Here is a 23,104-nt window from a genome sequence, read left to right as displayed (position 1 = left end):
CACTCACTCACTCACTCACTCACTCACTAGCCGTTTCCGGCCCCGCGCGGGCGCGCATGGCGCGCGCCGCCTCGCCGCTTCCCGGTTTTTGCCGTGGCGTGTGGAGCGCCACGCAGACCGGGCTGTCGCTGTTTTCTTCGTCTCCGTTCGTTTTCGCCGTTCGCAGGCCGTCCCCCGTGCGGGGCGCGGCCTTTTTGTCGCGCATCATCCATCCGCCCAAGGAGGTTCCTCATGCTGAAACAAAGCCGTAACGCCCTCACCAATCTGACCAGCCGTTACCGCGCCGTGCTGCGCCGCTGCCGTCTGTGCGCCCTTGCCCTTGCCCTCGGCTGTGCCCTGATAGCCCTCCCGCCCCTGCCCGCAGGGGCCGCCAACAGTGGCGGAACCGTGGACGGCAACGGCGACTACGTCGGCTCAACGACCGGTACCGGCGGTGATGTCGTCATTGACAGCGACGTTCAGGGCGATGTCTACGGCGGCTTCATTACTCATTCCTCTAAGGATGCCTACAATAATAGGGTCACCGTGACCGGCGGCACGGTGGGTGCGGTCATCGGCGGATATTCGGATGCTGGCGACTCCACGAACAACACGGTCAGCATCAGCGGCGGCACGGTGTTGGGGAATGTCATCGGCGGGAGGGGAAACGATCGAACCACAGCCACATACAACAAGATCATCCTCTCCGGCGCGCCCGATTTGAGCCGCAGCGAGATCTTCGGCGGAAGATCACCAGGCGTCCAGGTAAAAGACCTAATCACTGGCAACCATCTGATCCTGCTGACCAGCGGCCTGACGGCCAAAAACATCGAGAATTTTGCGGAGTATACCTTCCAATTGCCCGCCACGGTGAAACCCGGCGACACGGGCCTGACGCTTACGGAAGGAACCACGGACATGGCCCCCGGCGACGCCGCGACATTTGCCGCCGGCATGCAGGGCATTGCGGGCAATGGGCCGGCGGTGAAGGTGGGGGATCGCTTTACCTTCCTCCGCAATGCCGCCGGGCTGAATACGACGAACCTGACGCTCGCCACGCAGCAGCTTGCCGATGTGCGGCAGGGCGTGACCCTTACGGCGGATCTGGACGTGAAGACGGACGCCACCAGCATTTACGCGGAGGTGACCGGAATGAGCGTCAACCCCCAGACCAAGGCCCTTGCCGAAGGGCATCTGGGCGGTACGGCACTGACCTTGCAAGGGGCAGACCTTGCGGCGGGCAAGGGCATGGAAGCGGCGGGGCGGGCCGTGCGGGCCGCCCGGGCCGAGGGGAGAATGGGCCTAGCGGCCTTTGGCGCGCTTTCCGGCGGCTGGTCGCGCTACAACACCGGCTCGCACATCGACGTGAGCGGTGTTTCCCTGCTCACCGGTCTTGCCTGGGGCGCGGACAGTGTGCTCGGCCAGTTCACGGCGGGCATGTTTTTCGAGTTCGGCAGCGCGGCCATCGGTACCTACAACTCTTTCAGCAATGCCGCCTCGGTGAGCGGGGACGGTTCCGCCTGGTACATGGGCGCGGGCCTCTTGGCGCGCATGGACTTCAACGACTGCGGCCCCGGCCATGTCTACACCGAGGCCTCGGCCCGCGCGGGCGGCCTGCATAACGACTATCGCAATGACGATCTGCGCGACGGCGACGGTCGCCGGGCCGACTTCGACACCACGACCCCGTATGTGAGCCTGCATGCGGGCCTCGGCTATATCTGGGATCTCACGGACGCCCTGTCCCTCGATCTGCACGCCAAGTATTTCTGGACATGGCAGGACAGCGCGGATACCGACCTTTCCACCGGTGAGGCCCTGCATTTCGATGCCGTGAACTCGCACCGCCTGCGCCTCGGCGGCCGTCTCACCTGGGCGGCCAACGAATACGTCAGCCCCTACATCGGCGCGGCCTGGGAACATGAATTCGACGGCAAGGCCCGCGCTGCCTCCCTTGGCTACGACCTCGACGCCCCGTCCCTGACCGGGGATACCGGCATCGGCGAACTGGGCCTCAGCTGGACGCCCTCTCCGACGACCCCCCTGACCATCGACCTTTCCGTCCAGGGCTATACCGGCGTCCGTGAAGGCTACACCGGCTCTTTCATGGCCAAGTGGGAATTTTAAGGAACGATGCGCTGGAGGACCTGGCGCGTGAAAGAGGGAAAGCGTTTTGAAAAACGCTTTTCCCTCTCCTCCTCGTGCTCTCCTTCTCCCTTCCCGACACCGTTATTGCATGATCACTGCCGGACAATGTGATCCGGCGTGATCCGGCCAGGCCCGTACGCCTGTGGCGCCTCCATTTTTTCGAGGACGGTCATGGGCGGTCATGGAGGAAAGGCCATGACCTGCCTGACGTTTCGCATCTTCCTGGGCAAAACGTATCGGGGGGATGGGGCCCTTGCCCCTGTACGAACCATACTGTGCCCGTACAAAGCCCATCGCGTTCTGGCCGGAGCAGGGCACACGAAACGGCCGGGGAGTGCGGTGCCTTCCCCGGCCGTTGATGACAGAGCCCCTTGATGACGGAACGGGCCGCTGTTCTATGCCGTGACTGTTTTTTGCCGCCAGTTGAGGAGCAGGGCCGAATTGATGATGACCAGCACCGAGCCGGCGTTGTGCACCAGCGCGCCCAGCACCGGCGAGAGCAGGCCGCCCATGGCCAGGAAGATGGCCGCGAAATTGAGGATCATGGAAAAGGACAGGTTGAGGGTGATGGTGCGCATCATGCGCCGGGACAGGGCGAAGATGTGCGGCAGTTCCTTGATGTCGTCATGCACCAGGGCCATGTCGGCGGCATCCACGGCGATGTCGCTGCCGATACCGCCCATGGCCACGCCCACAAAGGCCTTTTTCAGCGCGGGCGCGTCATTGATGCCGTCGCCGATCATGCAGACGGGCCGTTCCTGACGCTGGCTCTCGGCGATCCATTCCAGCTTGTCGGCGGGCAGGCAGTTGGCGCGCACGCCGTCCAGGGCCAGGCCCGTGCTGACGCTGCGGGCCGCGGCTTCGTTGTCGCCGGTCAGCAGCATGGTGGACACGCCCGCGTCCCGCAGGCCCTGCAGGGTGGCGGCGGCGGTGCGGCGCAGGCTGTCGGCCAGGGCGATGAAACCGGCGAAGCGGCCGTCCAGGGCCACATAGACGAGGCTCTGGCCCGCGTCCAGGGCCTTGCGTGCGGCGTCCTCGTCCGCCGGGGACAGGCTGATGCCGTTGTCCCGCAGCAGGGCGGGATTGCCCGCCAGCAGGGCCTGACCGTCCACGCGGGCGGAGACGCCGCGCCCGGGCAGCATGCGGAAATCCGCGGCTTCGGGGATGTCCCGCGTGCCCGCGTCCCGCACGATGGCCTTGCCCAGCGGATGTTCGGAGCGCCGTTCCGCAGCGGCGGTCAGGGCGTGCAGGCGCTGCGGGTCCAGATGGGGCAGGGCGCTGTGCACATGGACCACGCCCGGCGTGCCCCGGGTCAGGGTGCCGGTCTTGTCGAAGGCCACGACCCTGACGCGGGCCAGACGCTCCAGCGCGTCCCCTTCCTTGACCAGCACGCCGTGGCGGGTGGCGTTGCCGATGGCGGCCATGATGGCCGTGGGCGTGGCCAGCACCAGGGCGCAGGGGCAGAAGACCACCAGGATGGTCACGGCGCGCAGCACTTCGCCGGTCACCAGCCAGGTGCCCGCGGCGGCGGTCAGGGCCGTGACCACGATCCAGGTGGCCCAGCGGTCGGCCAGACTCACGATGCGGGCCTTGCCCGCGTCGGCGGACTGCACCAGGCGGATCATGCGCTGCAGGGAGCTGTCCTCGCCCACCTTGACGGCGCGCATCTCAAAGGCCCCGAACTGGTTGACCGTGCCGCTGGACACCGTATCGCCGGGGCCCTTGTCCACGGGCAGGGATTCGCCGGTCATGACCGACTGGTCGATGGCGGTCTGGCCGCCGACGATGATGCCGTCCACGGGGATGGTCTCGCCGGGCAGCACGCGCAGCAGGTCGTCCACGCGCACGTCCTCGGCGGGGATCACGGCCTCGGTGTCGCCGTCCAGACGGCGGGCCGTGCGCGGGGTCAGGTGCACCAGGCGTTCGATGCCCGCACGGGCCTTGGCCACGGTGCGTTCTTCCAGCAGGGCGCCCAGCTGCATGATGAAGGCCACTTCACCGGCGGCGAAGATCTCGCCGATGATGACCGAAGCCAGCAGGGCCAGGGAGACCAGCACGTCGGCCTTGATGTCGAAGCGGGTGAACAGGCCTTCGGCCCCTTCCTTGATGATGGGCACGCCGCAGAGCAGCACGGCCAGCCAGGCCGGATCCACGGGGCCGGGGATCACTTCCAGAAAACTCAGCAGCAGGGCCGCCGCCGAAAGTCCGAGGGCCAGGGCCTGACGGGGTTCTTCCCTGAGCCATTCCTTGACGTCTGCCAGCATGGGACCTCCTTGTCCGTCCCTGCGCGGGCTGCTCTTGCCGGTCGCCGGAGGGCCTGCCGGATGGGGCGGATGACGGGATGAAGGATGATGACGGTGATGTCCGTGAGGGCCTCAATATACCCATAGGGGTATGGGTAGTCAAGGCGGGGCCAAAAAAAAAGCCGGGGGCTCCGGCTAGCGGCTGCGGGAAAAATGCTCCACAGCCTTGGCAAAGGCGGCGATGGTGGCGTCGGCGTCCCCGTGTTCGATGCCGTCGCGCACGCAATGCTGCAGATGCCCCTCCAGCACGATCTGGCCCACCCGGTGCAGGGCGCCCTTGACCGCGTTGATCTGGATCAGGATCTCCTCGCAGGGCACGTCCTTGTCGATCATCTGGTCGATGGCCTGCAGCTGGCCCATGAGCTTCTTCATCCGGCGGTGCAGGTTGTCCGCATCCATGCATTTTCTCATAGCGTCTCCTTTCAGGCAGGGGACATTATTGCGGCCCGTCTGTCAAGAGGGTGGCAAGAAGGGACACGAGGGCAGGGCGGGCGTGGGAGCGGGGACGGCAACACAGGCTCCATGCCTCCCGGCGGGCTGTGGTAGGCTGCGGAGGGCTGCGGCCTGCCCCCGGCAGGGGGGGCAGGGCTGCATATCTCCGTCACGGCGCATCCCCGCATGGCTGGAGGAGGGTGCCTCGTCCCGCGCCTGCCGGGGCCGCCGGGCGCGCCCGCTTGCCTGCGCCTGTTTTGGCGCTGCCCGTGTGGCGCACGTCTGCTTTCAGGGGCTGTGGCCGTCCGCAGCCAGGAGGGCGGGCGGGAAGCAACGCTCGCCTCCCGCAAGCGGCCGTTCCCGGTCCTGGAGGGGGGACGAAGCTGTCCGCGGCGTCCGCAGTGTGGCGGGCGGCCGGGAAGGTGCGTGCGTCCGCGCGCTGCGGCGGGGCGGGGGGGCTCCCTGTTGTCCCGGCGGGCTTTGGTGTAGGATGGTCCGGTGACGGTGGCCGGGCTGCCGGGCCTGCACGTCACGGGCCGCGCGTTCGCGGACGGCTCGCAGCGGCCGTGCGACAGCGCGCGAAATAAGCCTCTTTTTTTCTTTTTTTGATGTCCGGTGCGGCTTTGGACAAAAAATGCCGCACAGGGCATCTGAGGGCCGTTTCGGACGTATGGCCGTTCAAGACCCTCACAGGAGCCCTATGCTACGCAAATCTCCCTATTCCCTGCCGGCCAGCCAGTACGGCGGCGGACGCAAGCGCATCTTCATCGGCCTGATGCTGGCCTCGTGCTGTGTGGCCTGCCTGGCGCTGGCCTTCTTCCTGATCCTGCCCTGGTCGGACTACGGCCAGACCCTCACCTGGCTGCCCCTGCTCTGCATGCTGGTGGGCGGCGCGGGCATCGTGGTGCTGGGCTGGATGTGCGGCACCCTGGTCTGGCATGTCTACACGGGGCGCTACCTGCCCGGGGTGGGCAGCGTGCGCCATGTGACCATCCGCCTTTTTTTCCCGCTCATGGAACTGCTGGCCAAGGTGGTGCGCATGGAGCGCAAGCGGGTGCGCCATTCCTTCATCAAGGTCAACAACGAGCTGGTGCTGGCCGACAGGCCGCGCGTCACGGCCGACCGCCTGCTCCTGCTGTTGCCGCACTGCATCCAGCGCAGCGCCTGCCCGCATCGCCTCAACCACAATGTGGACCTCTGCCGCCGCTGCGGGCAGTGCCCGGTGGGCGGCCTGCTGCAGCTGCGCGACCGCTACGGCTTCCACCTGGCCCTGGCCACCGGCGGGACCATCGCCCGGCGCATCGTGATCCAGACCCGGCCGCGCATGATCGTCGCCGTGGCCTGCGAGCGGGACCTGACGTCCGGTATCCAGGACAGTTATCCGCTGCCGGTCTTCGGCATCCTCAACCAGCGGCCCTGCGGCCCCTGCCTGGATACGCTGGTCTCCCTGCAGGCCGTGGAAGGGGCCGTGCGGTTGTTCCTGGGCCTCGAGGATGATGGGAAACACGGGGAACATTTAAAATAATCATTATATTCCAAAATGATAGATATGATAGGAACAAAGAAGGAAACACGGCTGGCCCCCTGCGGGCAGCCGGTCCCCGACAGTGGCGGGCATGTGGCGGAAAGCCGGAGCCTGCGCCGGCTGCCGCCCGTGGCCCCGGCTCTGGCCCTGCGGGCCCTGTGCCTGCTGGATACGGGCTTCAGCTCGGGCTGCACCATACAGGCCGCCTTGCAGCAGGTGCTGGAAGACGCGACCCGGCGGCAGGAAGGCGGCCCGGACGGGCGGGACAGGCATCTGGCCGCGGAACTGGCCTACGGCAGCCTGCGCATGGAACCGCGCCTGGCCTTCGTGCTGTGCCGCGTCCTGCGCCAGCCGCTCAAGCTGCCCCTGCCCCTGCGGCGTCTGCTGGCCGTGGCGGCGTATGCGCTGCTCTTTCTGGATCGCATGCCCGCCCATGCCGTGCTGCATACGGCCGTGGACCTGGCCCGGCAGCTCTACGGCCCAGGGCTGGCCAAAGTCGTCAATGCGAGCCTGCGCTCCGTGCAGCGCCTGGGCGATGCCGTGCAGCGGCCGGATTTCTATGCCGGGCCTGCGGACGAGGATATCTTTTTTGCCCCTGACGCGGCCGCTGCCCGCGCGCTGCGCCGTGCGGCAGTGGCGGAAGAAGACCTCAGGCTGGCCCGCTTCCATGCCGTGCCGTGCTGGCTGCCGCCCCTCTGGCGTCAGGCCTACGGCGACGACGCCTGCCGGGCCCTGCTGGTCCGTTCCGGGGCCCGTCCCTGGCAGGCCCTGCGCGTCAATGCCGCGCGGGAGCAGGCCGGGGCCCTGCGTCGGGCCCTGCTGGACGCTGTGCCCGAAGGCGCGGCCCGGGCCGTGGGCCGCTGGGGCGTGGCCTTCGCGCCGGGCCAGACGCCCGCCGCCGTGCAGGGCGAGCCGCTCGCGCGCCTGCTGGAGCAGGGCCTCCTTTCCCAGCAGGCGGCGGCCTCGCAGGAGATCATGGCCGCCCTGGGGCTGGAGGACTGGGCGCGGCGCGGCTGGCCTGTCTGGGATGCCTGCGCCGGCTACGGCGGCAAGAGCGTGCAGTTGCTGGAGCAGGGCGGGGACGTGCGCCTGTGTACGGACCGCAGCCTCTCCCGTCTGCGGCAGGTGCCGGGTCATTGCCGCCGTCTGGGCCTGCCCGTGCCGCATCTGGCCCTGGCCGACGCCTCCCGCCCGCCTGTCTCCCGCTGGCAGGGCGGCATCATCGCCGACGTGCCCTGCAGCGGTCTGGGCGTGCTGGCGCGGCGGCCCGACCTGCGCCGCCGTCCCCGGGAGGCCCTTGCCGAACACGCGGCCCTGCAACGCGCCATCCTCAGGGCCCTGGCCGAACGGCTGGCGCCCGGCGCCGAACTGGCCTACGTCACCTGCACCCTGCATCCGCCGGAGAACGAACAGGCCGTGGACTGGCTGCTGGCGGAAGACGGGGCCGTGGAGCGACTGGCACAGTGGCAGACGCCCCACGACCACCCCTGGCTGGAAGGCATGTTCGGCGCACGCCTGCGGCGGCGGGGGTAGGGAAGAAGGCCCTTGAGGGGGGAACCCCTCTGCCGGCGCGAGGGGGGTCCCCCCCTCAAACTCCCCTTCCCCAGCGCGCTTTGTTTTGAAAAAAGATGGTTCTCGACGGCCGCGCGGTCATGTGGGAGCTGCCGGTCTCCGGTACAGGAGACCTGTCGTCTTGCGGGAAGTGTGCGTGGCGATCATGACAGGAGGCAAGGAGCATCTTTGGAGAAGATGCTCCTTGCCTCCTGCGTTTTTTGTTCCTGCCATCCGGTGGGGGGAATCACAGGTCTTTCAGGCAACGACGGGGACCTTTGGGCCGGAGCGGAAGAAATGTTTTTTCAGGGATGGGGGGAGTGCGAGAGGGGAAGGGGGCAGTTCTTGCAAAAAACGCCCCTTCCCCTCTCGCTGATATCCTTGCCTTTCGCCTACTGCCGGGGGGTCTGGGCGTCCACGGGAGCGGCGATGGCCTCGCCGTTGTTCTCCTCTTCGGGGGCGGGGCAGCGCAGGTGGCGCAGCAGGGCTTCCAGTTCCCGGGGGCTCGTATAGCGCAGGGTGATGCGGCCGCTTTCCATATCGCCGTTGATGCGGGCCTTGCAGGGCAGGGCGGAGCAGAGGCTTTTTTGCAGGGCCATGATCTGGGGCGTTTTTTTGCGCGTGGCGGGCGCGGGCCTGGACGGCGCGAGGGGCACGGCATCCCAGGGCAGGCGCTGTTCTTCGCGCCAGAGGCTCACGGCTTCCTCGGCCTGGCGCACGCTCAGGCCGTCGCTGATGATATGGGCGCGCAGCACTTCGGCAGCGGCCAGGGCCTGCTGGTCGCTCCCCAGGGCCAGCAGGCAGCGGGCGTGCCCCGCGCTGATGCGGCCGCTGCTGAGGTCCTGCTGGGCCGCGGGGGCCAGCTGGAGCAGGCGCAGGGCATTGGCTATGGCGGGGCGGCTCTTGCCGAGACGCGCGGCCAGGGCCTCCTGGGTGAGCTGGAGGGTATCGCGCAGCAGGAGCAGGGCACGGGCCTCTTCCATGGGGTTGAGGTCTTCGCGCTGCAGGTTTTCGATCAGGGCGGCGGCCATGACTTCGGCGTCGCTCAGGTCGCGCACATAGACGGGCACCTCGCCGAGGCCCGCCTGCCGGGCGGCGCGCCAGCGGCGTTCGCCGGCCACGATCTGGTAATGGCCGGGACGGCCCGCCAGCGGGCGCACCAGCAGGGGCTGGATGATGCCCTGCTCGCGGATGGAGTCGGCCAGCTCGTTGAGGGCTTCCGCATCGAAGCTGTGCCGGGGCTGGTTGGGATTGGCGTGCAGGCAGGACAGGGGCAGCAGGGCGGGCGGGTTGGGGCCGCCGTTGCCGTCAGGCAGGCTGTCTTTTGCGCCGCCGCTCCCCATTTCCCTGTCCGTGCGGCGCAACAGGGCGTCCAGACCGCGACCGAGGCCTTTGCTACTCATGCTCTCTCCTTGACATCATGCCGTGCTGGCGGCACTTTTTAGACAGTGATTGCCCCAAAACTTCTGACCAGAGGAAACCATGTCCGACAAACATCTTCTTTACCTGACCGACCGTCAGGGAAATCTGGAAGGGGTGCAGCTCTCCGCCGCCTTGTGGTCGCACTGCGAGGCGGCCGTCGTCAAGGCCCTGAAGGCCATGGAGCCCCCCCTGGCGCATCTGAACGAGGAACCCATCGCCGATTTTGAGCGTCTGCTCCAGTTCTGGGATTTCCGCTATCCCTACAGCCCTGAGGTCACCTGCCCGCACTGCGGCGCCCATACCGCCGACTGGCGCAACGACCCCGCGCATCCCTTCCACCTGACCACGGCCAACCTGGGCGGCCTGCTGGTCTTTCGCTGCAAGCACTGCCAGTCCACGGTACGGCACAAGCACTTCCGGGATCATATGGCCGTGGAGTGCACGCCCTACAATCCCGATTAGCGCGCCGGGCGCCAGTTTTCTTTCCGTTTTCCCGCCGGGTCCTGCCCGGCTTTTTTCATGTCCGCGTCCCCGGAGCGGGCAGGGCGCGGGCTGCGCTACGGACCTGCGTTCCGGCGGAGGCTGGTCAAAGGCGGCCGCAACATGTACCGGGCAGCCTGCCGGGATCTCCTGCCGGACACGGGGCGCCGTATCGGGCGCGCCCCGGAAGCGGAGCGGTCAGGCCCCGGAAAGTGCCGGGCACGGAGCGGACGCACCCGGGCGGACGGGGTGTCTGCGACGGACGGAGGCCTGCCTGTGTCGACGGGGCACGACGGGCGTGGGTGCCTGCCGGGAGGGCAGCCCATCCGGGTCTGTCCGTATCATGCCCGTGCCGGGCGGGTCGTCCGTGCCCGCAGGATCGTGTTTTTCGCAGGCTTTCCACAGTATCCTGGAGAGATGGCCCGTCCGTCGCAGGGCCGCATCCATCTGCAGCGGCACCGGTCCGGGACGGTCGGGGCGCTCCCGCACACGCAGGGCCGTGTCCGCAAGTGTCGCCCGCAGGTGCTGTTCGCCGTCCGTCGCCGGTGCTGTGGCGGGGCCTTCCTCCGGCTGCGCACGCACGGGGCTAGCGCGGCTGCGGCATGCGGGCCGTGTCGCGCAGGGCCACTTCCCTGGCCAGATTGAGGTACGCCTCGGCCCCCTTGGACTTGATATCGTAATGGATGATGGATTTGCCGTGGCTGGGCGCTTCGGAAAGGCGCACATTGCGCGGGATGACGGTCTCGAACATGTGTTCCGGGAAGCAGCGCTGCACTTCGTCGCGCACCTCACGCGTCAGCCGGTTGCGGGCATCATACATGGTCAGCACGACGCCCAGCAGGTTCAGCCGGGGATTGAGGCGCTTTTTGACCAGTTCAAAGGTCTGCAGCAGTTTGACGATACCTTCCAGGGCAAAAAATTCGCATTGCAGGGGGATGAGCAGTTCCTGCGAGGCACAGAGGGCGTTGAGGGTCAGCAGGCCCAGGGAAGGGGGGCAGTCGATGATGATGTAGTCGTAATCGCCGATCAGCGGCTCAAGGCAGTCGCGCAGGTAGAATTCGCGGGCCATCTTGTCCACCAGCTCCAGTTCCACGGCCACCAGATTGGTGCTGGCGGGCAGCACGTCAAGAAAGGGGGTGCGGGTGGTGCTGATGCTTTCGCGGATGTTTTCCGGGCTGTAGAAGGCGGAGTACAGGTCGTGGTGCAGGTCTTCCTGGGCGATCCCGATGCCGCTGGTACTGTTGGCCTGGGGATCGCAGTCCACCAGCAGCACGCGTTTTTCCATGACGGCCAGCGCTGCGGAAAGATTGATGGCGGTGGTGGTCTTGCCCACGCCGCCTTTTTGATTGGCAATGGAAATGATGCGCGCCATGCTTCCTCCAGATGTGTTTCACGGGAAACAGGGAAGGGCTGTTTCACGGGAAACAATGATTGTCACGATCCGTCATGCCGGACCGTCGCGTGCGGAACAAAAATAAAGAAAAGACCGGCAAATGGGAAGCGTTGAACGGTTCGCAATAAAAAATGCCGTCTTCAATGGCATGTCCAGGTGCGCAGTTTGGGCTAGTCGTCCAGATTCGTTGAAAATAGTCAAAACAGGCGCTGTGGCGCGAAACGCGGCACAGCAGCCGAAATGGCCGGGAGACGACCGCAAGGAGTGGGGAAGGGTGAATTTTTTTGCCATGCGGCCCATGTTTTTTCCCGCCATGCGGCAGGCAGGGATGGACGGCGGCAAGACACATGCGGCCATGCGCTGCGGTTGCGGGACGCATGGCGCGCTGCGGAGGACATTTGGTCAGTGCCGGAAAGCGGAAGACCGCAGTCATGCTCGGCACAGGCCACGGCAGGAGCCGGCCGGCTGTTGCGGCCGCCATGTGCGGGGACGGCATGACCTCCATGCATGCGATGGCAAAGACGCCGGCCAGTCGGACACCGGCAGGGCGTGCGCGGGCGGACGTTGCGCGTCAGCGCACGGGGCGGGCCTGAGGACGGGATCGTGAACTGGCCGAAGGGAGGCCGGAAGCATTGGCCGCGGAGGACGGGCGGGGCGCGGGCCCTCTGTGGGCTGTTCCCCGCCAATCAGGCAGAAAACTGCCTGTAAGGACGGGCAGGCGCGGCGAGGAGCGCGCCGGTCATGCCGAAGGCCCGCATGATGTTGTGCGGGGATCATGCCGGTGCAGAGTGGCGGGACGAAATGGAGGGCCGGAGCGGCACGCTGAGAGGGCGGGCGGCACCGGATGGCGCACGGAAACGGCAGGCGGAACGGCCTGCGGGTGCAGGGGCCGCCGCAAGGCCCCCGGGAGGCAGCATGCGGGCCCCCTGTGCCGGGCCGGGGCCTGCCTGTGAAATAAAAGTCAAGCATTCCTGCCGGATGTACGATCTTGCGGCACAGCGGCGCGCGGCAGGTCGCGCCTTCGGCCACGGGCGGCGTCTTGCCCCGGAGCTGATTTCTGGCTAAAATCATCGCCGCATCGCAACAAGGAGTTGGTCCCATGGCTGATACGCGCATTCTTCTGGTGGATGACGAACAGGAAGTGACGGCACTGCTGGCCAAGCGTCTTGTACGGCGCGGCTACCAGTGCGCCACGGCGGCGGATGGCCTGCAGGCGCTGGAGGCCATGCGCGAGCAGCCCTTCCCCATCGTCGTCATGGACGTGAAGATGCCCAATATGGACGGCATCGCGGCCTTGCGGGCCATGGTGCAGCAATGGCCGTCGGCGCAGGTGATCCTGCTTTCCGGCCATGCGGACATGCAGCTTGCCGTGCAGGCCATGAGCGAGGGCGCTTTCGGCTATCTGATGAAGCCCGTGGACTTCGACGAGCTCCTGTTCAAAATAGAAGACGCCGCCATGCAGAGCCGCCTGGAAGGGCCGGAAAGCAACGTGGTGGCATAGGATCGTACATGAAAAAACTGTTTCGTTCCCTGGTGCTGGGCGGCGCCCTGCTGCTGGTGCCGGGCCTGGTCCCCGTCATGGAGGCGGGCCCTGCCCGCGCCGCCGCCGTCACTGACGACAACCTGAAACAAATGCTGGAAAGCCTGCTGCGCGAGCATCCCGAGCTGGTCCTGGACGTCCTGCGCGAGCACAGTGAGGACGTGCTGGACATCGCCCAGGCAGGCGCCAATGCCCGCCGCAAGGCCGCGCTCGAGGCCCAGTGGCGCAAGGAAGTGAAGAACACGCCGCAGAAGCAGATCGCGCTGTCGGACCGCCCCGTCAAGGGCCGGGCCTCGGCGCCGGTGCGCATCGTGGCCTTTTCGGACTTCACCTGCCATTACTGTCAGCAGGCCACCCAGGTGCTGGATGCCGTCCTGAAAAAATACGGCCGGAACGTGAGCCTGGTCTTCAAGCACATGCCGCTGGACGAACAGGGCCCCGGCATGCTGGCGGCCCGCTATTTCGTGGCCGTGGCCCGGCAGGACGAGGGCAAGGCCTGGAAATTCTACGACGCCATGTACGCCGACCGCGACCGCCTGCTGCTGGACGGCCAGAAGTTCGTGGACGAGGTCTGCGGCAAGCTGGGCCTGGACAGGGAGCGTCTGAAAAAGGACGCCTCCAGCGACAGGACGGCCAGGATCATCGCCCAGGATCTGGATGATGCCAAAAAACTCAATATCGACGGCACGCCCTGCTTTCTGGTCAATGGCCTGATGGTGCGCGGGGCGCTGTCCGAGCCCCTGTTCTCGGCCGCCGTGGACATCGCCCTGGAGGCGGCGCGCTAGGACCCATGACGTTTTGTTTTGAGGGGAAGGGACACCTTTGCGTTGCTGTCGATGCCCGTAGCTTCCTGCGTCGCAACGGGCACGGCCCTGCGGGCCGCCATCAGGTCGTGCGTTGCTGTCGATGCCCGTAGCTTCCTGCGTCGCAACGGGTACGGCCCTGCGGGCCGCCATCCGGTCGCGCGTTGCTGTCGATGCCCGTAAGGCCTTGCGGCCAACGGGCACGGCCCCCGTGCCACATTGCCGTCCGCCCCGCCGGGGCGGACAGAGCGACCGGATACCGGCGCTCATGCAGCCCGTCAGACGGATCGTCCGCCTGGCGGGCTGTTTCGCGTCCCGGTCTCGTGGCGGGGAGTTGCGGAGCTTGGCGGAACGGAAAAAGGGCAGCCCGGAGGCTGCCCTTTATGTGAAGGTCAGGCGCGGCGAAACGCCCGTCGATCTTAGCACGCTATGGCTCGCGAAGATATCGCGGAAATCACGGACAACGCTACGTCAAAATCTGGCTGATGGCAAGATGCCGATCCGCCACCGCGCACCATAGGCCATAAAAAAGCGCGGTCTCCCGCGCTGTTCGGCATGGGGAGGGACCGCGCTCAGATGATGATGCGGCGCACGGCGATGAGCTTGTTGCCCCAGTAGGGCTGCATGTTTTCCCGGCGCACGGTCTTGCCGCGCCGCGGGCTGTGGATGAAGGTGTTGTTGCCGGCATAGATGCCCGTATGCAGGCCCCGGGGGCCGTTGCTGGTGCGGAAGACCATGATGTCCCCGGGCTTGGGCTGGCTCTTGGGCACGGCATAGCCGGCCCTGGCCTGGTCGGCGGTGATGCGCGGCACCTTGAGCCCGTTCTGGCGGTAGGCCCACCAGATCAGGCCGGAGCAGTCGAAACCGCGCGAGGGCGAGGCCCCGCCCATGCGGTACTGCTTGCCTTCCTGGCTGGAGGCCGTGCGGACGATGTTCTGGGCCTTTCTGGGGTCATTGTAGCCGGGATCGTCGGGCTGGAACATGGCGCAGCCCGACAGGCTCCCCAGGATCAGGGCCAGCAGGAATATCTGAAAAAGACGGCAAGAGCTTCTCATGATCCGTTCTGCCTGCAAGTTTGAGAGTCACGGCGGGGGGATGGCCGTCGAAAAATCCTTTTTTTGAGAAAAAAAGCAAATATCGGGCCAACCGGCGCAGAAAGCGGAACGACAGGAAAAAATGCCATAACTGCGGGAAGTCGCAGGAAAAATTTTTTCAACGGCCCATCCTGCCCGGGGCCGCACAGCTGTCGGGATTTTCGCATGAAACGGCCCGGGCGTCAAAATTTTCACGCTGCGCAGGGCGGGGCCGCGCCGGGATGCCGCCTCCGCGCTGCGGGGCCTGTCCGCAGTCTCCGGCGGACGCCCGTACGCAGGGCGGGCTCCCGCCCGGGGAAAAGGGCGCTTCCCTTCGGAGCCGCGGCCCGGTCCCGCCGGCAGATACCGGCGGCAGCAAATTGGCCGTGTCGCGCCGGCAGCGGGTTTTCCCGTCACCTGCCATGCCGTTTGCGCCGTCAGGGAGGGCGCGGGACACGGGCAGGCGGGCCGCAGGGCGTTTCCCTCCCGTTCGTGGCGGCCGTCATGGGATCCCCGGCCTGTCCCGTGTATGGTCGGACAGCGTGCCGGGCCGGGCACGAAAAAAGGGGCCCCGTGCGGGGCCCCGGTGAGGAGGGGCGTCCGGCCGCGTGCCGGACGTCGGCAGATGGTCCTTTGATCCGGTGGCCCGGGAGCGGTGCGGGCCGTCACCGGCCGTTCCTCGTCCTTCGCGTGCCGGACGGACGGGGGAAGCGCTCCCGGGCAGCCGTGTTTTTGCCTCGGGTCGCGGCACGGGTCGTCGCCAGGCGTTGCCTTGGCTGTTGCCGCATTGCCCCGGCGTGCGGCGTCGGGGCAGGCGGGCCCTGTTCCGGGCGGAGACGGGCCGTCGCCCTTTTCTCCGGGCAGCGGCCTGCGGTACGGGTCGTCGTCGCTGTCGCTCCGGCCCGCGTGTCCTGTCCCGTCCCTAGCGGCTGCTCAGTTCCTGGCCGTTCCAGACCTGTTCCGCCTTGGGCAGCACGGGCAGCAGGCGCGTCCAGGGGTTCTGCTGCAGGAAGTCGGCATCCTGCTGCAGCTTGCGGCTCATGTCCAGGATGGGCGGCACGATCTTCCTGATGTCGCCGGCCAGGGCGGGACTGATGCTGTAATTGGTGGCCTGCTGGGCCAGGGCCACGGCCTTCTGGCTGTATTCCATGGAGCTCATGAGCGTATCCAGGGCCTTGGCGGGGTTATGGAAGCCCACGCTGTTCTCGGCGGACACATAGTCCCAGTAGAGCTGGCCCTTGCGCACCATCTCGCGGGCTTCGGCCATCAGGCTGTCGTAATCGGCGGCGCGCTGGTCGGCGGGCGTGGCGTTGGCCAGGCGCACGGCCTCGTGGGCGCGCACGGATTCTTCCTGGGCCTTGAGCAGCTGGGCGAAGGTCTTTTCCTGGGTATAGAGCACGCGGCCGCGCAGGTAGTCGGCGGTCTTGTCGGCATGGCACTGGCGGCAGGCGCGCAGTTCGGGATCCTTGAGGGGCGAGGTCATCCAGTGGCTGGAGACCTTCTTGCCGTCCACGCGCTGGTAGGGCATGTGGCAGTCCGCGCAGGAGACGCCGGCCGCGCCGTGGGTGCCGTCGATGAAGGTCTCGTATTCGGGATGCTGCATCTTGATCATGGGCACCTTGGAGGCCGCGTGCACCCAGTCGCTGAAGGGCGCGCTGCTGCCGTCGGCCTGTCTGGGGCCGTGGCTCTTGTAGTATTCATACATGTCGCCGGGGCCGAAGCCCTTGTCCCAGGGGAAGACAGGGCGGCCGGCCGGGCCGTTGTCCTTGTGGGTGAAGTAGTATTCCACATGGCACTGGGCACAGACCAGGGTGCGCTTTTCGTTGCGCGAGAGCTTGGCCCAGTCCTTGCCGGAGCGCTTCAGCCAGTCCTTGAGCGGTTCGGAGTAGGGGCGCAGCTCCATGGTGGCGGGGTCGTGGCAGTTGCTGCAGCCGATGGTCTCGTCCATCTCGCTGATGGCGTCCTTGCCGCGGAAGGTGTTGACGTCCTTGGTCCAGAAGGCGTCGCCGTACTTGCCCACCCATTCCATCATCTTGGGGGTCTTGCAGTTCCAGCAGGTGGCGGGCAGGCCGCCCTTTTCCGCATAGCGGTTGATGCGGTCGATGTTGACGAAGTCCTTGACGGCATAGGTGTGGCCGCGGGCCTCGTTGTACTCGTACATGAAGGGATAGCCCAGCCAGAGGTTCTTCAGGTAGGGCTGGGCGTGCTTGTAGCCCCTGGGCAGGGGGTTCACGTCGTCATTCTTGTGGAAGGGCACCGAGCCCTTGTACTCGGTCATGACGGAGCTTTCGTTGTTTTTCTGGTACGAGGCGTACTGATGGGGGAAGGCTTCCTTGTAGGCGGAGATGCGCGTCTCGCTCTCGGGCAGGCCTGTCTTGTATTCCGGGGCCTTCAACTCGGTGTCCACATCCTGGCAGCCGCCCAGCAGGGGCAGTGCCAGCAGGGCCGCGGCCGCAAGGGCAAGGCCGAAGTTTCGATTAGTCATAAGCAACCGTCCTTGTGCTGATGGGCTTGTGGCGCATGTGGGCCACGTTGCGGTGGCAGTCCACGCAATAGGGCTTGGCGTCCATGCTGGCCACCTGGCTGTTGGTGGCCGTGTGGCAGGCCTTGCAGTTTTCGTTGACCACGTCGCGGGTGCGCAGGCTGAGCGGGCGGGGGATGTCCTTGCCGGACACGTTGCCCATGAAGTCGCGCAGCCCTTCCCGGGCCTTGAACGGCAGTTTGGCCAGCAGATCGTGTGGGGCGTGGCATTCGTTGCAGGCGAGCTTGGCATGCGTGGACAGCTTGTGCGTCACGGCGGCCTCCTGCATGATATGGCAACTGGCGCAGAATGGCCGCTGGTCCGTCGAGACCATGGCGAAGGCCATCACGGCCAGCAGTGCCGCGCCCGCTGCCAGACCGCCCAAAAAGATTTTGAGCCAGGGGCCTGTGCGGGGTGTACCCATAAGATCCTCCTTCGTTGATGCCCGCGTCCCGTCCCGCACCGGCGGACAGGCGCAGGGCGTGCGTCTGTGACCGGTCCCCGCCGGTCAGCCCTTGTGAAGCAAAGTACATGCCAGAGGGGCGGGCAAAAAATATTTTTGTTTTTTGCATGTATTATCAGTCTATTGATCATATGTTTCCGGCTGCTTCCTCCTGTGTGTCCTTGTGATTTTCAGGAAAAAAGGACAGATTTTCAGAAAAATATGACAACTCCGGCCCGCAGCCTGCGCGGCCGGGACATCCCGTCCGGCCGTTACGGCGCCGGAGGAGGAGAGCCATGTCCGCATCCACGAGCATCCCCCCCGGCGGGACCGGACGCTGGCGCCGCTGGCTGCTGCCCGTGCTGGCCAGCGCCGCCTGGCTGGCCCTGACCTTCAGCCTCTGGTGTCATGCCGTGCAGGGCGAAAAAGCGCACCTGCTGGAGCTCTACCACACCCGTCTGGCCGCCACGGCCCACCAGCTCATGGACGCCCGTCACTGGAACGCCCGGCACGGCGGCGTCTATGTGCCCCTGAGCGAGTACGGCGAGCCCAATCCCTGGCTGCCGGAAAAGGACAGGACCCTCACGGCCGCCGACGGCCGCACGCTCGTGCTCATGAACCCGGCCTACATGAGCCGCCAGATGGCCGAAAGGCTCACGGATGCGGGCAGCCGTCTGGCCATCGTGGGCACGGCGCCCCTGCGCCCCGGCAACCGGGCCGACGACTGGGAGCAGCGCATGCTGGCCGCGGCCACGCAGGGCGGGCAGGTCTTTTTCAGCGGGGAGGACTGTCTGCCCCAGGGCCGTCTGCGTCTGCTCAGGACGCTGGCCGCGCAGGAGAGCTGCCTGCGCTGTCACAAGGACAGCCGGGAAGGGGACATGCTGGGCGGCATCAGCATCAGTGTGGATGCCGCGGCCTACAGGCAGGAGCTGGAGCGGCGGCGGCACGAGCTGGGCCTGCTCTATGGCCTGCTGGCCCTGACCGGGGTGCTGGCCGTGGGCGGCATCACCAGCAGCCTGACCCTGCGCCGCGAGCGGGCCGAGGAAAAAAGCCGCCTCAAGAGCGCCTTCATGGGCCGCCTCAGCCACGATATGCGCACGCCCCTGGCCGCCCTGCCGGGCATCGGCGACATCCTCGCCAGCCCGGACAGCGGACCGGAGCAGCGGCGCACGGCGCTGGGCTATCTGCGCCGGGCCTGCGGGGCCCTGCTGGAGATGGTGGACGACATCACCGACCATGCCTCGCTGGAGCAGGGCGGCCTGCGCCTGCGGCGGCATGACTTCGACCTGCCCGCCTGCCTGCGGGCCTGCGCCGATCTCTACCGCCCGGCGGCGGAAGGCAAGGAGCTGTCCCTGGAGCTCCAACTGTCGCCGGAGCTGCCCCGGCAGGTACGCGGCGACAGTTTCCGTCTGCGGCAGGCCCTGGGCAATCTGGTGGGCAATGCGGTCAAGTTCACGCAACGGGGCTGGGTGCGCATCGTCGCTCACGGGCAGGCCCTGGCCTCCGGCAAGTTCCTGCTGCGCCTGGACGTGCGCGACAGCGGCCCCGGGCTGGCCCCGGGCGAGGAGGCGCGCATCTTCGAGAGCTTCCGGCGGGGCAGGGCCGCGGGCGGCACGCCGGGCACGGGCCTGGGCCTGAACATCGCCCGCACCATCGCCCGCCAGATGGGCGGCGACGTGCGGGTGGCCCCCGCTCCCGGGGGCGGCAGCATCTTCACCCTGGAAGTGCGTCTGGAGGTCCCGGCCTCAGGCAGCGGGACGGCCGCCGCGACGTGCGGCACAGGCTCCGGCCCGGCTCCCGGGCGCCTGACGGGCCTGCGCGTGCTGGTGGCCGAGGACGATGCCGCGGGCCGCTATCTGTTGCAGGCCCGCCTGCAGGAGCGGGGCTGCAGCGTGGGGCTGGCCTGTGACGGAGGCCGGCTGCTGGAGCTGCTGGCGCGCGGCCCCTGGGACGTGCTATTGCTGGACGCGCGCATGCCCGTCATGGACGGCCTTGCCGTACTGGAGCGCATCCGCGCCGGACAGAGCGCCGCGCCCCGGCAGCAGCCGGTTATCATCCATTCGGCCGGTCTGGGCGCGGACGAGGCCGAGCGCTTCCGGGCCCTGGGCGTGCAGGCTTTTCTGGACAAGCCGGTGGACATGGCCCTGCTGCTGCGCGTGCTGCGGGACGTGACCGCCGCTGCCCCGGCGGCCCCGGCAGCCGTGCCCGCACGGACGGCCCCGCCGTGCCGGAGCGTGTCCGCGCCGTCCTTGGCGCACGGCTGCGGCCCGTCGTGTGTCCCGTCGGGCGGTCCATCCGGCGTCCCGTCCCCCGGCTCGCGTTCCGGCGCGGGCTCCGGGCCGGGGCCTGATCCGTCCGCCGGCCCTGCCTCCGCGCCGTCTTCGGGGCCGTCCTGCGGTCAGTCCGTGGGGGCCGGGGAGTCTGTCTGGGACAGGGCCGGGGCCCTGGCGGCGGTGGACGGCGATACGGCCCTGCTGGCCACCCTGGTGACGGCCCTGCGGGACGATCTGCCGCGCATGGACGCGGCTCTGGAACAGGCCCGGCAGTGTCCCGGCGAGGGGGCGGCAGCCGCGCGGGCACGGCTGGAGGCCCTGCGCCGGGCGGCCCATGCCCTGAAGAATTCCGCCGCCACCCTCTGCCTGACGGAGCTGCACTGCCGGGCGCAGGCTCTGGAAACGGCGGCCCGGCAGGCGCTGGAGGGCGGGGCCGGGCCCTGTGCGTCGCCGGAGCTGGAAGGGCTCGCGGCGGCCTGCGCTTCGGCCGTGGTGCGGGCCGCCGAGGCCCTGGAGCGGGAGGCGGGACCGGAACACGAGGCGTGAGGCGGTGCGCGTCCGGGAGCTTGCCCCGCAGCGGCAGGCAATGGTGGGGGGCGGCAGCGGCGCGGGAGCCGGCAGCACACCCGGCACCGCATCCGGGCCGCATCTGCCGGGCATCGCGCCCACCTGCCGTCCAAGAACGGCGCTGTCCGGCGACGGTGCCGCGACGGTACTGTGACGGTCCGGCCGTGTGGCGATCAGGCAGGCTTTGGCGGGCAGGCGGCCCGCGCTGTCCTTTGTGGGAAAACGGAAAAACAGGGCCCGGCGCAGGGTGCCGGGACGGGAGGTGGGCATGGCCCGGGTTTTGGTGGTGGATGATGAGGCCCTGATGCGGACCATGGTGGAGGTGGCCTGCCGCCGTCAGGGGCACGAGGCCCTGTGCGCGGCCACGCTGGCGGAGGGGCTCCGTCTGGCGGCCACGGGCGTGGATGTGGTCCTGCTGGACATGCTCCTGCCCGACGGCAACGGTCTGGACGCGCAGCCGCAGCTGACGGCCCTGCCCGACGCGCCGGACATCGTGGTCATCACGGGCCACGGCGACGGCGACGCGGCGGAGAAGGCCCTGCGCGGCGGGGTCTGGGATTTCCTCATGAAGCCGGTGCGGGTGCGCGATGTGGAGGAGACCCTGACCCATGTGCTGGAGGCGCGCGCCCGGCGGCAGACGCGCCGGGGCCTGGAACTGGAGCCGGGCCAGGTGGCTGGCGGCAGCCCGGCCATGCAGGCGGTGCTGGCCCAGCTGGAACAGGCGGCGGGCAGTGACGTCAACGTGCTGCTGCTGGGCGAGACGGGCGTGGGCAAGGAGCTGTTCGCCCGCACGCTGTACCGCAACAGCGCCCGGGCCTCGCGGCCTTTCGTGGCCGTGGACTGCGCCTCCCTGCCGGAGACCCTGGTGGAGAGCCATCTTTTCGGCCATGCGCGCGGGGCCTTCACCGGGGCGGAGCGGGCCCGCGAGGGCCTGCTGCTGGCGGCGCATCAGGGCACGCTGTTCCTGGACGAGGTGGGCGATCTGCCGCAGGCCATACAGGGGGCCTTTTTGCGCGCCCTGGAGCTGCGCCGCTTCCGGCCGGTGGGCGAAGTGCGCGAGGTGGAGAGCGATTTCCGTCTGGTGGCGGCCACCAATCAGGATCTGGACGCCATGGTCGCCGAGGGGCGCTTCCGCAAGGATCTGCTCTACCGCCTGCAGGGCATGACCATCGTGATCCCGCCCCTGCGCAGGCGACGGGACGAGATCCCCCTGCTGGCGCGGCAGGCCGTGCTGCGCTGCTGCCGCCGCAACGGCATGGAGGAAAAGGAGCTCTCCCCCCTGCTGCTGGACATGCTGTGCGACTATGACTGGCCGGGCAATGTGCGCGAGCTCTTCCACACCCTGGAGCGGGCCTGTCTGGCGGCGGAGCAGGCCCGGACGCTCCTGCCCGCTCATCTGGCCACCGGCGTGCGCGTGGCCGTGGCCCGCAGCCGCGCCGGACGCGGGGGCGCGGCCGGGGAAAGCGCCCCGTCCTCCCTGTCGGCCGCCCCGGAAAACTCCTTTGGCCGGGACGGCCTGCCCGCGGAGGGGCCTGTGCCGGCCCTGCCGACCCTGCGCCAGTGGAAACAGGAGGCCGAAGGCCGCTATGTGCGGCGGGTGCGGGCCCTGTGCGGCGATGACGCCCGGGCCGCGGCCGCCCTGGCCGGGATCTCGCGCGGGCACTGGTACGAGCTGCTGAAAAAATATGGCCTCTGATGCGGCCGAGCGCCGCCCCAAAAGCGCGCAAAGGCTTGCGGCAGGCCGGGAAAGCGGCTACAAGGGGAGAAGGGGAATTCCCCAGCTTCGTGAGAAAGGATTACCTAGGCATGAGCAATCCCATTACCGTGAAAGGCTATGTCTGTTCTGTGCCGCGCGCTTCCGATGCGCGGCAGGCCCGTGTGGCCGTCATGCAGGACGATGTGGAATACCGCATTATCCCTCGCGGCGCCGGTGCCGATCTGGCGGACGAGGTGAGCGCCCTGGTGGAAGTGACCGGTCTGCTGGAGCAGGTGGACGAGGTCAATTATATCCAGGTCCGCGGTTACACCCTGGTGGACGACGCCTCCTCCTGGGACGAGGACGAATAGCGTTTTCACGGGACGCCCGCCGTTGTCGGGGCTGAACGCCCGGCGGGCGCTGTCGCGCTGTTTTTTCCGGCTCTGACGGCGGCATGGTCCGCCCTGGTCCGTCGCGCCCTTTGCGCGCGTCCTCCACGGCCGTGCCTGTTCTCCCGGATGCCTTTGCCGTCGCCGCCCGCCGTTCGCCTGCCGCGACGGCCGTTCCTCCTGATCGCGCCGGACACGGCGGGAGCGCGTGCCTTCCTGCGTAGTTGCACAGCCTGCGAAAGCCCCCGGCATGTTCCGGGCTTCCGCAGGATTTTGCCCTGTTGCCCCCTGCCAGGCAGGGAATGGACAGGCACACAACAAAAGACCACCCGCTTTGCGGGTGGTCTTTTGTTGTGTGCGCGGTCCGTGCCCCGGGGAGCGGCACAGCGACGCTTCACGCGGGCGACACGGCTCCCCCGGCGCGGGAAAGGAAGCTGCGGGCATCGACAGCAACGCGCGACCGGATGGCGGCCCGCAGGGCCGTGCCCGTTGCGACGAAGGAAGCTACGGGCATCGACAGCAACGCGCGACCGGATGGCGGCCCGCAGGGCCGTGCCCGTTGCGACG

General features: G+C 68.0%; 18 protein-coding genes. 10 read left to right on the top strand and 8 right to left on the bottom strand.

All coding sequences use genetic code 11. The features are described from left to right. On the top strand, positions 1 to 251 hold a 251-nt coding region (locus tag Q1X76_RS07010), incomplete at its 5' end, for a hypothetical protein (protein ID WP_300718912.1). Continuing rightward, positions 232 to 2,106, top strand: coding sequence for an autotransporter outer membrane beta-barrel domain-containing protein (locus Q1X76_RS07005; protein ID WP_300718911.1), 1,875 nt, complete (start codon positions 232 to 234; stop codon positions 2,104 to 2,106). The genes Q1X76_RS07010 and Q1X76_RS07005, both read left to right, overlap by 20 nt. A 416-nt stretch (positions 2,107 to 2,522) precedes the next feature. On the opposite strand, the gene Q1X76_RS07000 is transcribed toward Q1X76_RS07005, so the two are convergent. Together Q1X76_RS07000 and Q1X76_RS06995 are read right to left on the bottom strand one after the other, a co-directional pair. Beyond that, positions 2,523 to 4,391, bottom strand: a complete 1,869-nt coding sequence (locus Q1X76_RS07000; protein ID WP_300718910.1) for a cation-translocating P-type ATPase — start codon at positions 4,389 to 4,391, stop codon at positions 2,523 to 2,525. Positions 4,392 to 4,565: 174 nt separating this feature from the next. Next, the gene (locus Q1X76_RS06995) at positions 4,566 to 4,841 is read right to left on the bottom strand and encodes a metal-sensing transcriptional repressor (RefSeq protein WP_300718909.1); all 276 of its coding nucleotides are present in this window, start codon (positions 4,839 to 4,841) and stop codon (positions 4,566 to 4,568) included. Positions 4,842 to 5,562: 721 nt separating this feature from the next. On the opposite strand from Q1X76_RS06995, the gene Q1X76_RS06990 reads away from it, so the two are divergent. Next, a complete protein-coding gene (locus Q1X76_RS06990) occupies positions 5,563 to 6,387 on the top strand; it encodes a DUF116 domain-containing protein (RefSeq protein ID WP_300718908.1) in 825 nt (274 codons plus the stop codon). 24 nt (positions 6,388 to 6,411) lie between these two features. Further along, positions 6,412 to 7,920, top strand: coding sequence for a transcription antitermination factor NusB (locus tag Q1X76_RS06985; RefSeq protein WP_300718907.1), 1,509 nt, complete (start codon positions 6,412 to 6,414; stop codon positions 7,918 to 7,920). A 410-nt stretch (positions 7,921 to 8,330) separates the two neighbouring features. On the opposite strand, the gene Q1X76_RS06980 is transcribed toward Q1X76_RS06985, so the two are convergent. Further along, a complete protein-coding gene (locus tag Q1X76_RS06980; protein ID WP_300718906.1) occupies positions 8,331 to 9,341 on the bottom strand; it encodes a ParB/RepB/Spo0J family partition protein in 1,011 nt (336 codons plus the stop codon). Positions 9,342 to 9,420: 79 nt separating this feature from the next. Between Q1X76_RS06980 and Q1X76_RS06975 the strand changes: the two genes are divergently transcribed. Further along, positions 9,421 to 9,822 (top strand): hypothetical protein, encoded by a 402-nt coding sequence (locus Q1X76_RS06975; protein ID WP_300718905.1) that lies wholly within the window; start codon positions 9,421 to 9,423, stop codon positions 9,820 to 9,822. Between the two features lie 604 nt (positions 9,823 to 10,426). Here the strand turns inward: Q1X76_RS06975 and Q1X76_RS06970 are convergent. Both Q1X76_RS06970 and Q1X76_RS06965 read right to left on the bottom strand, forming a co-directional pair. Further along, the gene (locus Q1X76_RS06970; protein ID WP_300718904.1) at positions 10,427 to 11,212 is read right to left on the bottom strand and encodes an AAA family ATPase; all 786 of its coding nucleotides are present in this window, start codon (positions 11,210 to 11,212) and stop codon (positions 10,427 to 10,429) included. A 43-nt stretch (positions 11,213 to 11,255) separates the two neighbouring features. Beyond that, positions 11,256 to 11,666, bottom strand: a complete 411-nt coding sequence (locus tag Q1X76_RS06965) for a hypothetical protein (RefSeq protein ID WP_300718903.1) — start codon at positions 11,664 to 11,666, stop codon at positions 11,256 to 11,258. Positions 11,667 to 12,332: 666 nt separating this feature from the next. Between Q1X76_RS06965 and Q1X76_RS06960 the strand changes: the two genes are divergently transcribed. Together Q1X76_RS06960 and Q1X76_RS06955 are read left to right on the top strand one after the other, a co-directional pair. Continuing rightward, entirely contained in the window at positions 12,333 to 12,734 is a 402-nt protein-coding gene (locus Q1X76_RS06960; RefSeq protein ID WP_300718902.1) for a response regulator, read from the top strand. 8 nt (positions 12,735 to 12,742) lie between these two features. After that, entirely contained in the window at positions 12,743 to 13,558 is an 816-nt protein-coding gene (locus Q1X76_RS06955) for a DsbA family protein (protein ID WP_300718901.1), read from the top strand. 590 nt (positions 13,559 to 14,148) lie between these two features. On the opposite strand, the gene Q1X76_RS06950 is transcribed toward Q1X76_RS06955, so the two are convergent. The 3 genes from Q1X76_RS06950 to Q1X76_RS06940 form a co-directional block, all read right to left on the bottom strand. Then, positions 14,149 to 14,631: a C40 family peptidase gene (locus Q1X76_RS06950; protein ID WP_300718900.1), complete on the bottom strand. Its 483-nt coding sequence runs from the start codon at positions 14,629 to 14,631 to the stop codon at positions 14,149 to 14,151. A gap of 940 nt (positions 14,632 to 15,571) precedes the next feature. Further along, positions 15,572 to 17,134 carry an ammonia-forming cytochrome c nitrite reductase subunit c552 gene (locus Q1X76_RS06945; RefSeq protein WP_300718899.1) on the bottom strand — a complete coding sequence of 521 codons (1,563 nt, stop codon included), beginning with the start codon at positions 17,132 to 17,134 and terminating at the stop codon, positions 15,572 to 15,574. Next, entirely contained in the window at positions 17,127 to 17,594 is a 468-nt protein-coding gene (locus tag Q1X76_RS06940; RefSeq protein ID WP_300718898.1) for a NapC/NirT family cytochrome c, read from the bottom strand. Before Q1X76_RS06940 ends, Q1X76_RS06945 begins: the two co-directional genes overlap by 8 nt. A 314-nt stretch (positions 17,595 to 17,908) precedes the next feature. On the opposite strand from Q1X76_RS06940, the gene Q1X76_RS06935 reads away from it, so the two are divergent. The 3 genes from Q1X76_RS06935 to Q1X76_RS06925 all read left to right on the top strand — a co-directional run bounded on the left by Q1X76_RS06935 (position 17,909) and on the right by Q1X76_RS06925 (position 22,519). After that, the gene (locus tag Q1X76_RS06935) at positions 17,909 to 20,431 is read left to right on the top strand and encodes an ATP-binding protein (protein WP_300718897.1); all 2,523 of its coding nucleotides are present in this window, start codon (positions 17,909 to 17,911) and stop codon (positions 20,429 to 20,431) included. A gap of 289 nt (positions 20,432 to 20,720) precedes the next feature. Beyond that, entirely contained in the window at positions 20,721 to 22,148 is a 1,428-nt protein-coding gene (locus tag Q1X76_RS06930) for a sigma-54 dependent transcriptional regulator (protein ID WP_300718896.1), read from the top strand. A gap of 110 nt (positions 22,149 to 22,258) precedes the next feature. Beyond that, a complete protein-coding gene (locus tag Q1X76_RS06925) occupies positions 22,259 to 22,519 on the top strand; it encodes a hypothetical protein (RefSeq protein ID WP_300718895.1) in 261 nt (86 codons plus the stop codon). Positions 22,520 to 23,104 lie beyond the last annotated feature (585 nt).

Source organism: uncultured Desulfovibrio sp., assembly GCF_949282365.1.
Classification (GTDB): domain Bacteria; phylum Desulfobacterota; class Desulfovibrionia; order Desulfovibrionales; family Desulfovibrionaceae; genus Desulfovibrio.
Note: the sequence above shows the minus strand (reverse complement) of the source record. Positions and strands in the feature narration are given on the sequence as shown.

Bases quoted from the DNA above. Each gene is read 5' to 3' on its own strand.
- Q1X76_RS07005 (WP_300718911.1), top strand. From the start codon at position 232: ATGCTGAAACAAAGCCGTAACGCCCTCACCAATCTGACCAGCCGTTAC.
- Q1X76_RS07000 (WP_300718910.1), bottom strand. From the start codon at position 4,391: ATGCTGGCAGACGTCAAGGAATGGCTCAGGGAAGAACCCCGTCAGGCC.
- Q1X76_RS06995 (WP_300718909.1), bottom strand. From the start codon at position 4,841: ATGAGAAAATGCATGGATGCGGACAACCTGCACCGCCGGATGAAGAAG.
- Q1X76_RS06990 (WP_300718908.1), top strand. From the start codon at position 5,563: ATGCTACGCAAATCTCCCTATTCCCTGCCGGCCAGCCAGTACGGCGGC.
- Q1X76_RS06985 (WP_300718907.1), top strand. From the start codon at position 6,412: ATGATAGGAACAAAGAAGGAAACACGGCTGGCCCCCTGCGGGCAGCCG.
- Q1X76_RS06980 (WP_300718906.1), bottom strand. From the start codon at position 9,341: ATGAGTAGCAAAGGCCTCGGTCGCGGTCTGGACGCCCTGTTGCGCCGC.
- Q1X76_RS06975 (WP_300718905.1), top strand. From the start codon at position 9,421: ATGTCCGACAAACATCTTCTTTACCTGACCGACCGTCAGGGAAATCTG.
- Q1X76_RS06970 (WP_300718904.1), bottom strand. From the start codon at position 11,212: ATGGCGCGCATCATTTCCATTGCCAATCAAAAAGGCGGCGTGGGCAAG.
- Q1X76_RS06965 (WP_300718903.1), bottom strand. From the start codon at position 11,666: ATGACTGCGGTCTTCCGCTTTCCGGCACTGACCAAATGTCCTCCGCAG.
- Q1X76_RS06960 (WP_300718902.1), top strand. From the start codon at position 12,333: ATGGCTGATACGCGCATTCTTCTGGTGGATGACGAACAGGAAGTGACG.
- Q1X76_RS06955 (WP_300718901.1), top strand. From the start codon at position 12,743: ATGAAAAAACTGTTTCGTTCCCTGGTGCTGGGCGGCGCCCTGCTGCTG.
- Q1X76_RS06950 (WP_300718900.1), bottom strand. From the start codon at position 14,631: ATGAGAAGCTCTTGCCGTCTTTTTCAGATATTCCTGCTGGCCCTGATC.
- Q1X76_RS06945 (WP_300718899.1), bottom strand. From the start codon at position 17,134: ATGACTAATCGAAACTTCGGCCTTGCCCTTGCGGCCGCGGCCCTGCTG.
- Q1X76_RS06940 (WP_300718898.1), bottom strand. From the start codon at position 17,594: ATGGGTACACCCCGCACAGGCCCCTGGCTCAAAATCTTTTTGGGCGGT.
- Q1X76_RS06935 (WP_300718897.1), top strand. From the start codon at position 17,909: ATGTCCGCATCCACGAGCATCCCCCCCGGCGGGACCGGACGCTGGCGC.
- Q1X76_RS06930 (WP_300718896.1), top strand. From the start codon at position 20,721: ATGGCCCGGGTTTTGGTGGTGGATGATGAGGCCCTGATGCGGACCATG.
- Q1X76_RS06925 (WP_300718895.1), top strand. From the start codon at position 22,259: ATGAGCAATCCCATTACCGTGAAAGGCTATGTCTGTTCTGTGCCGCGC.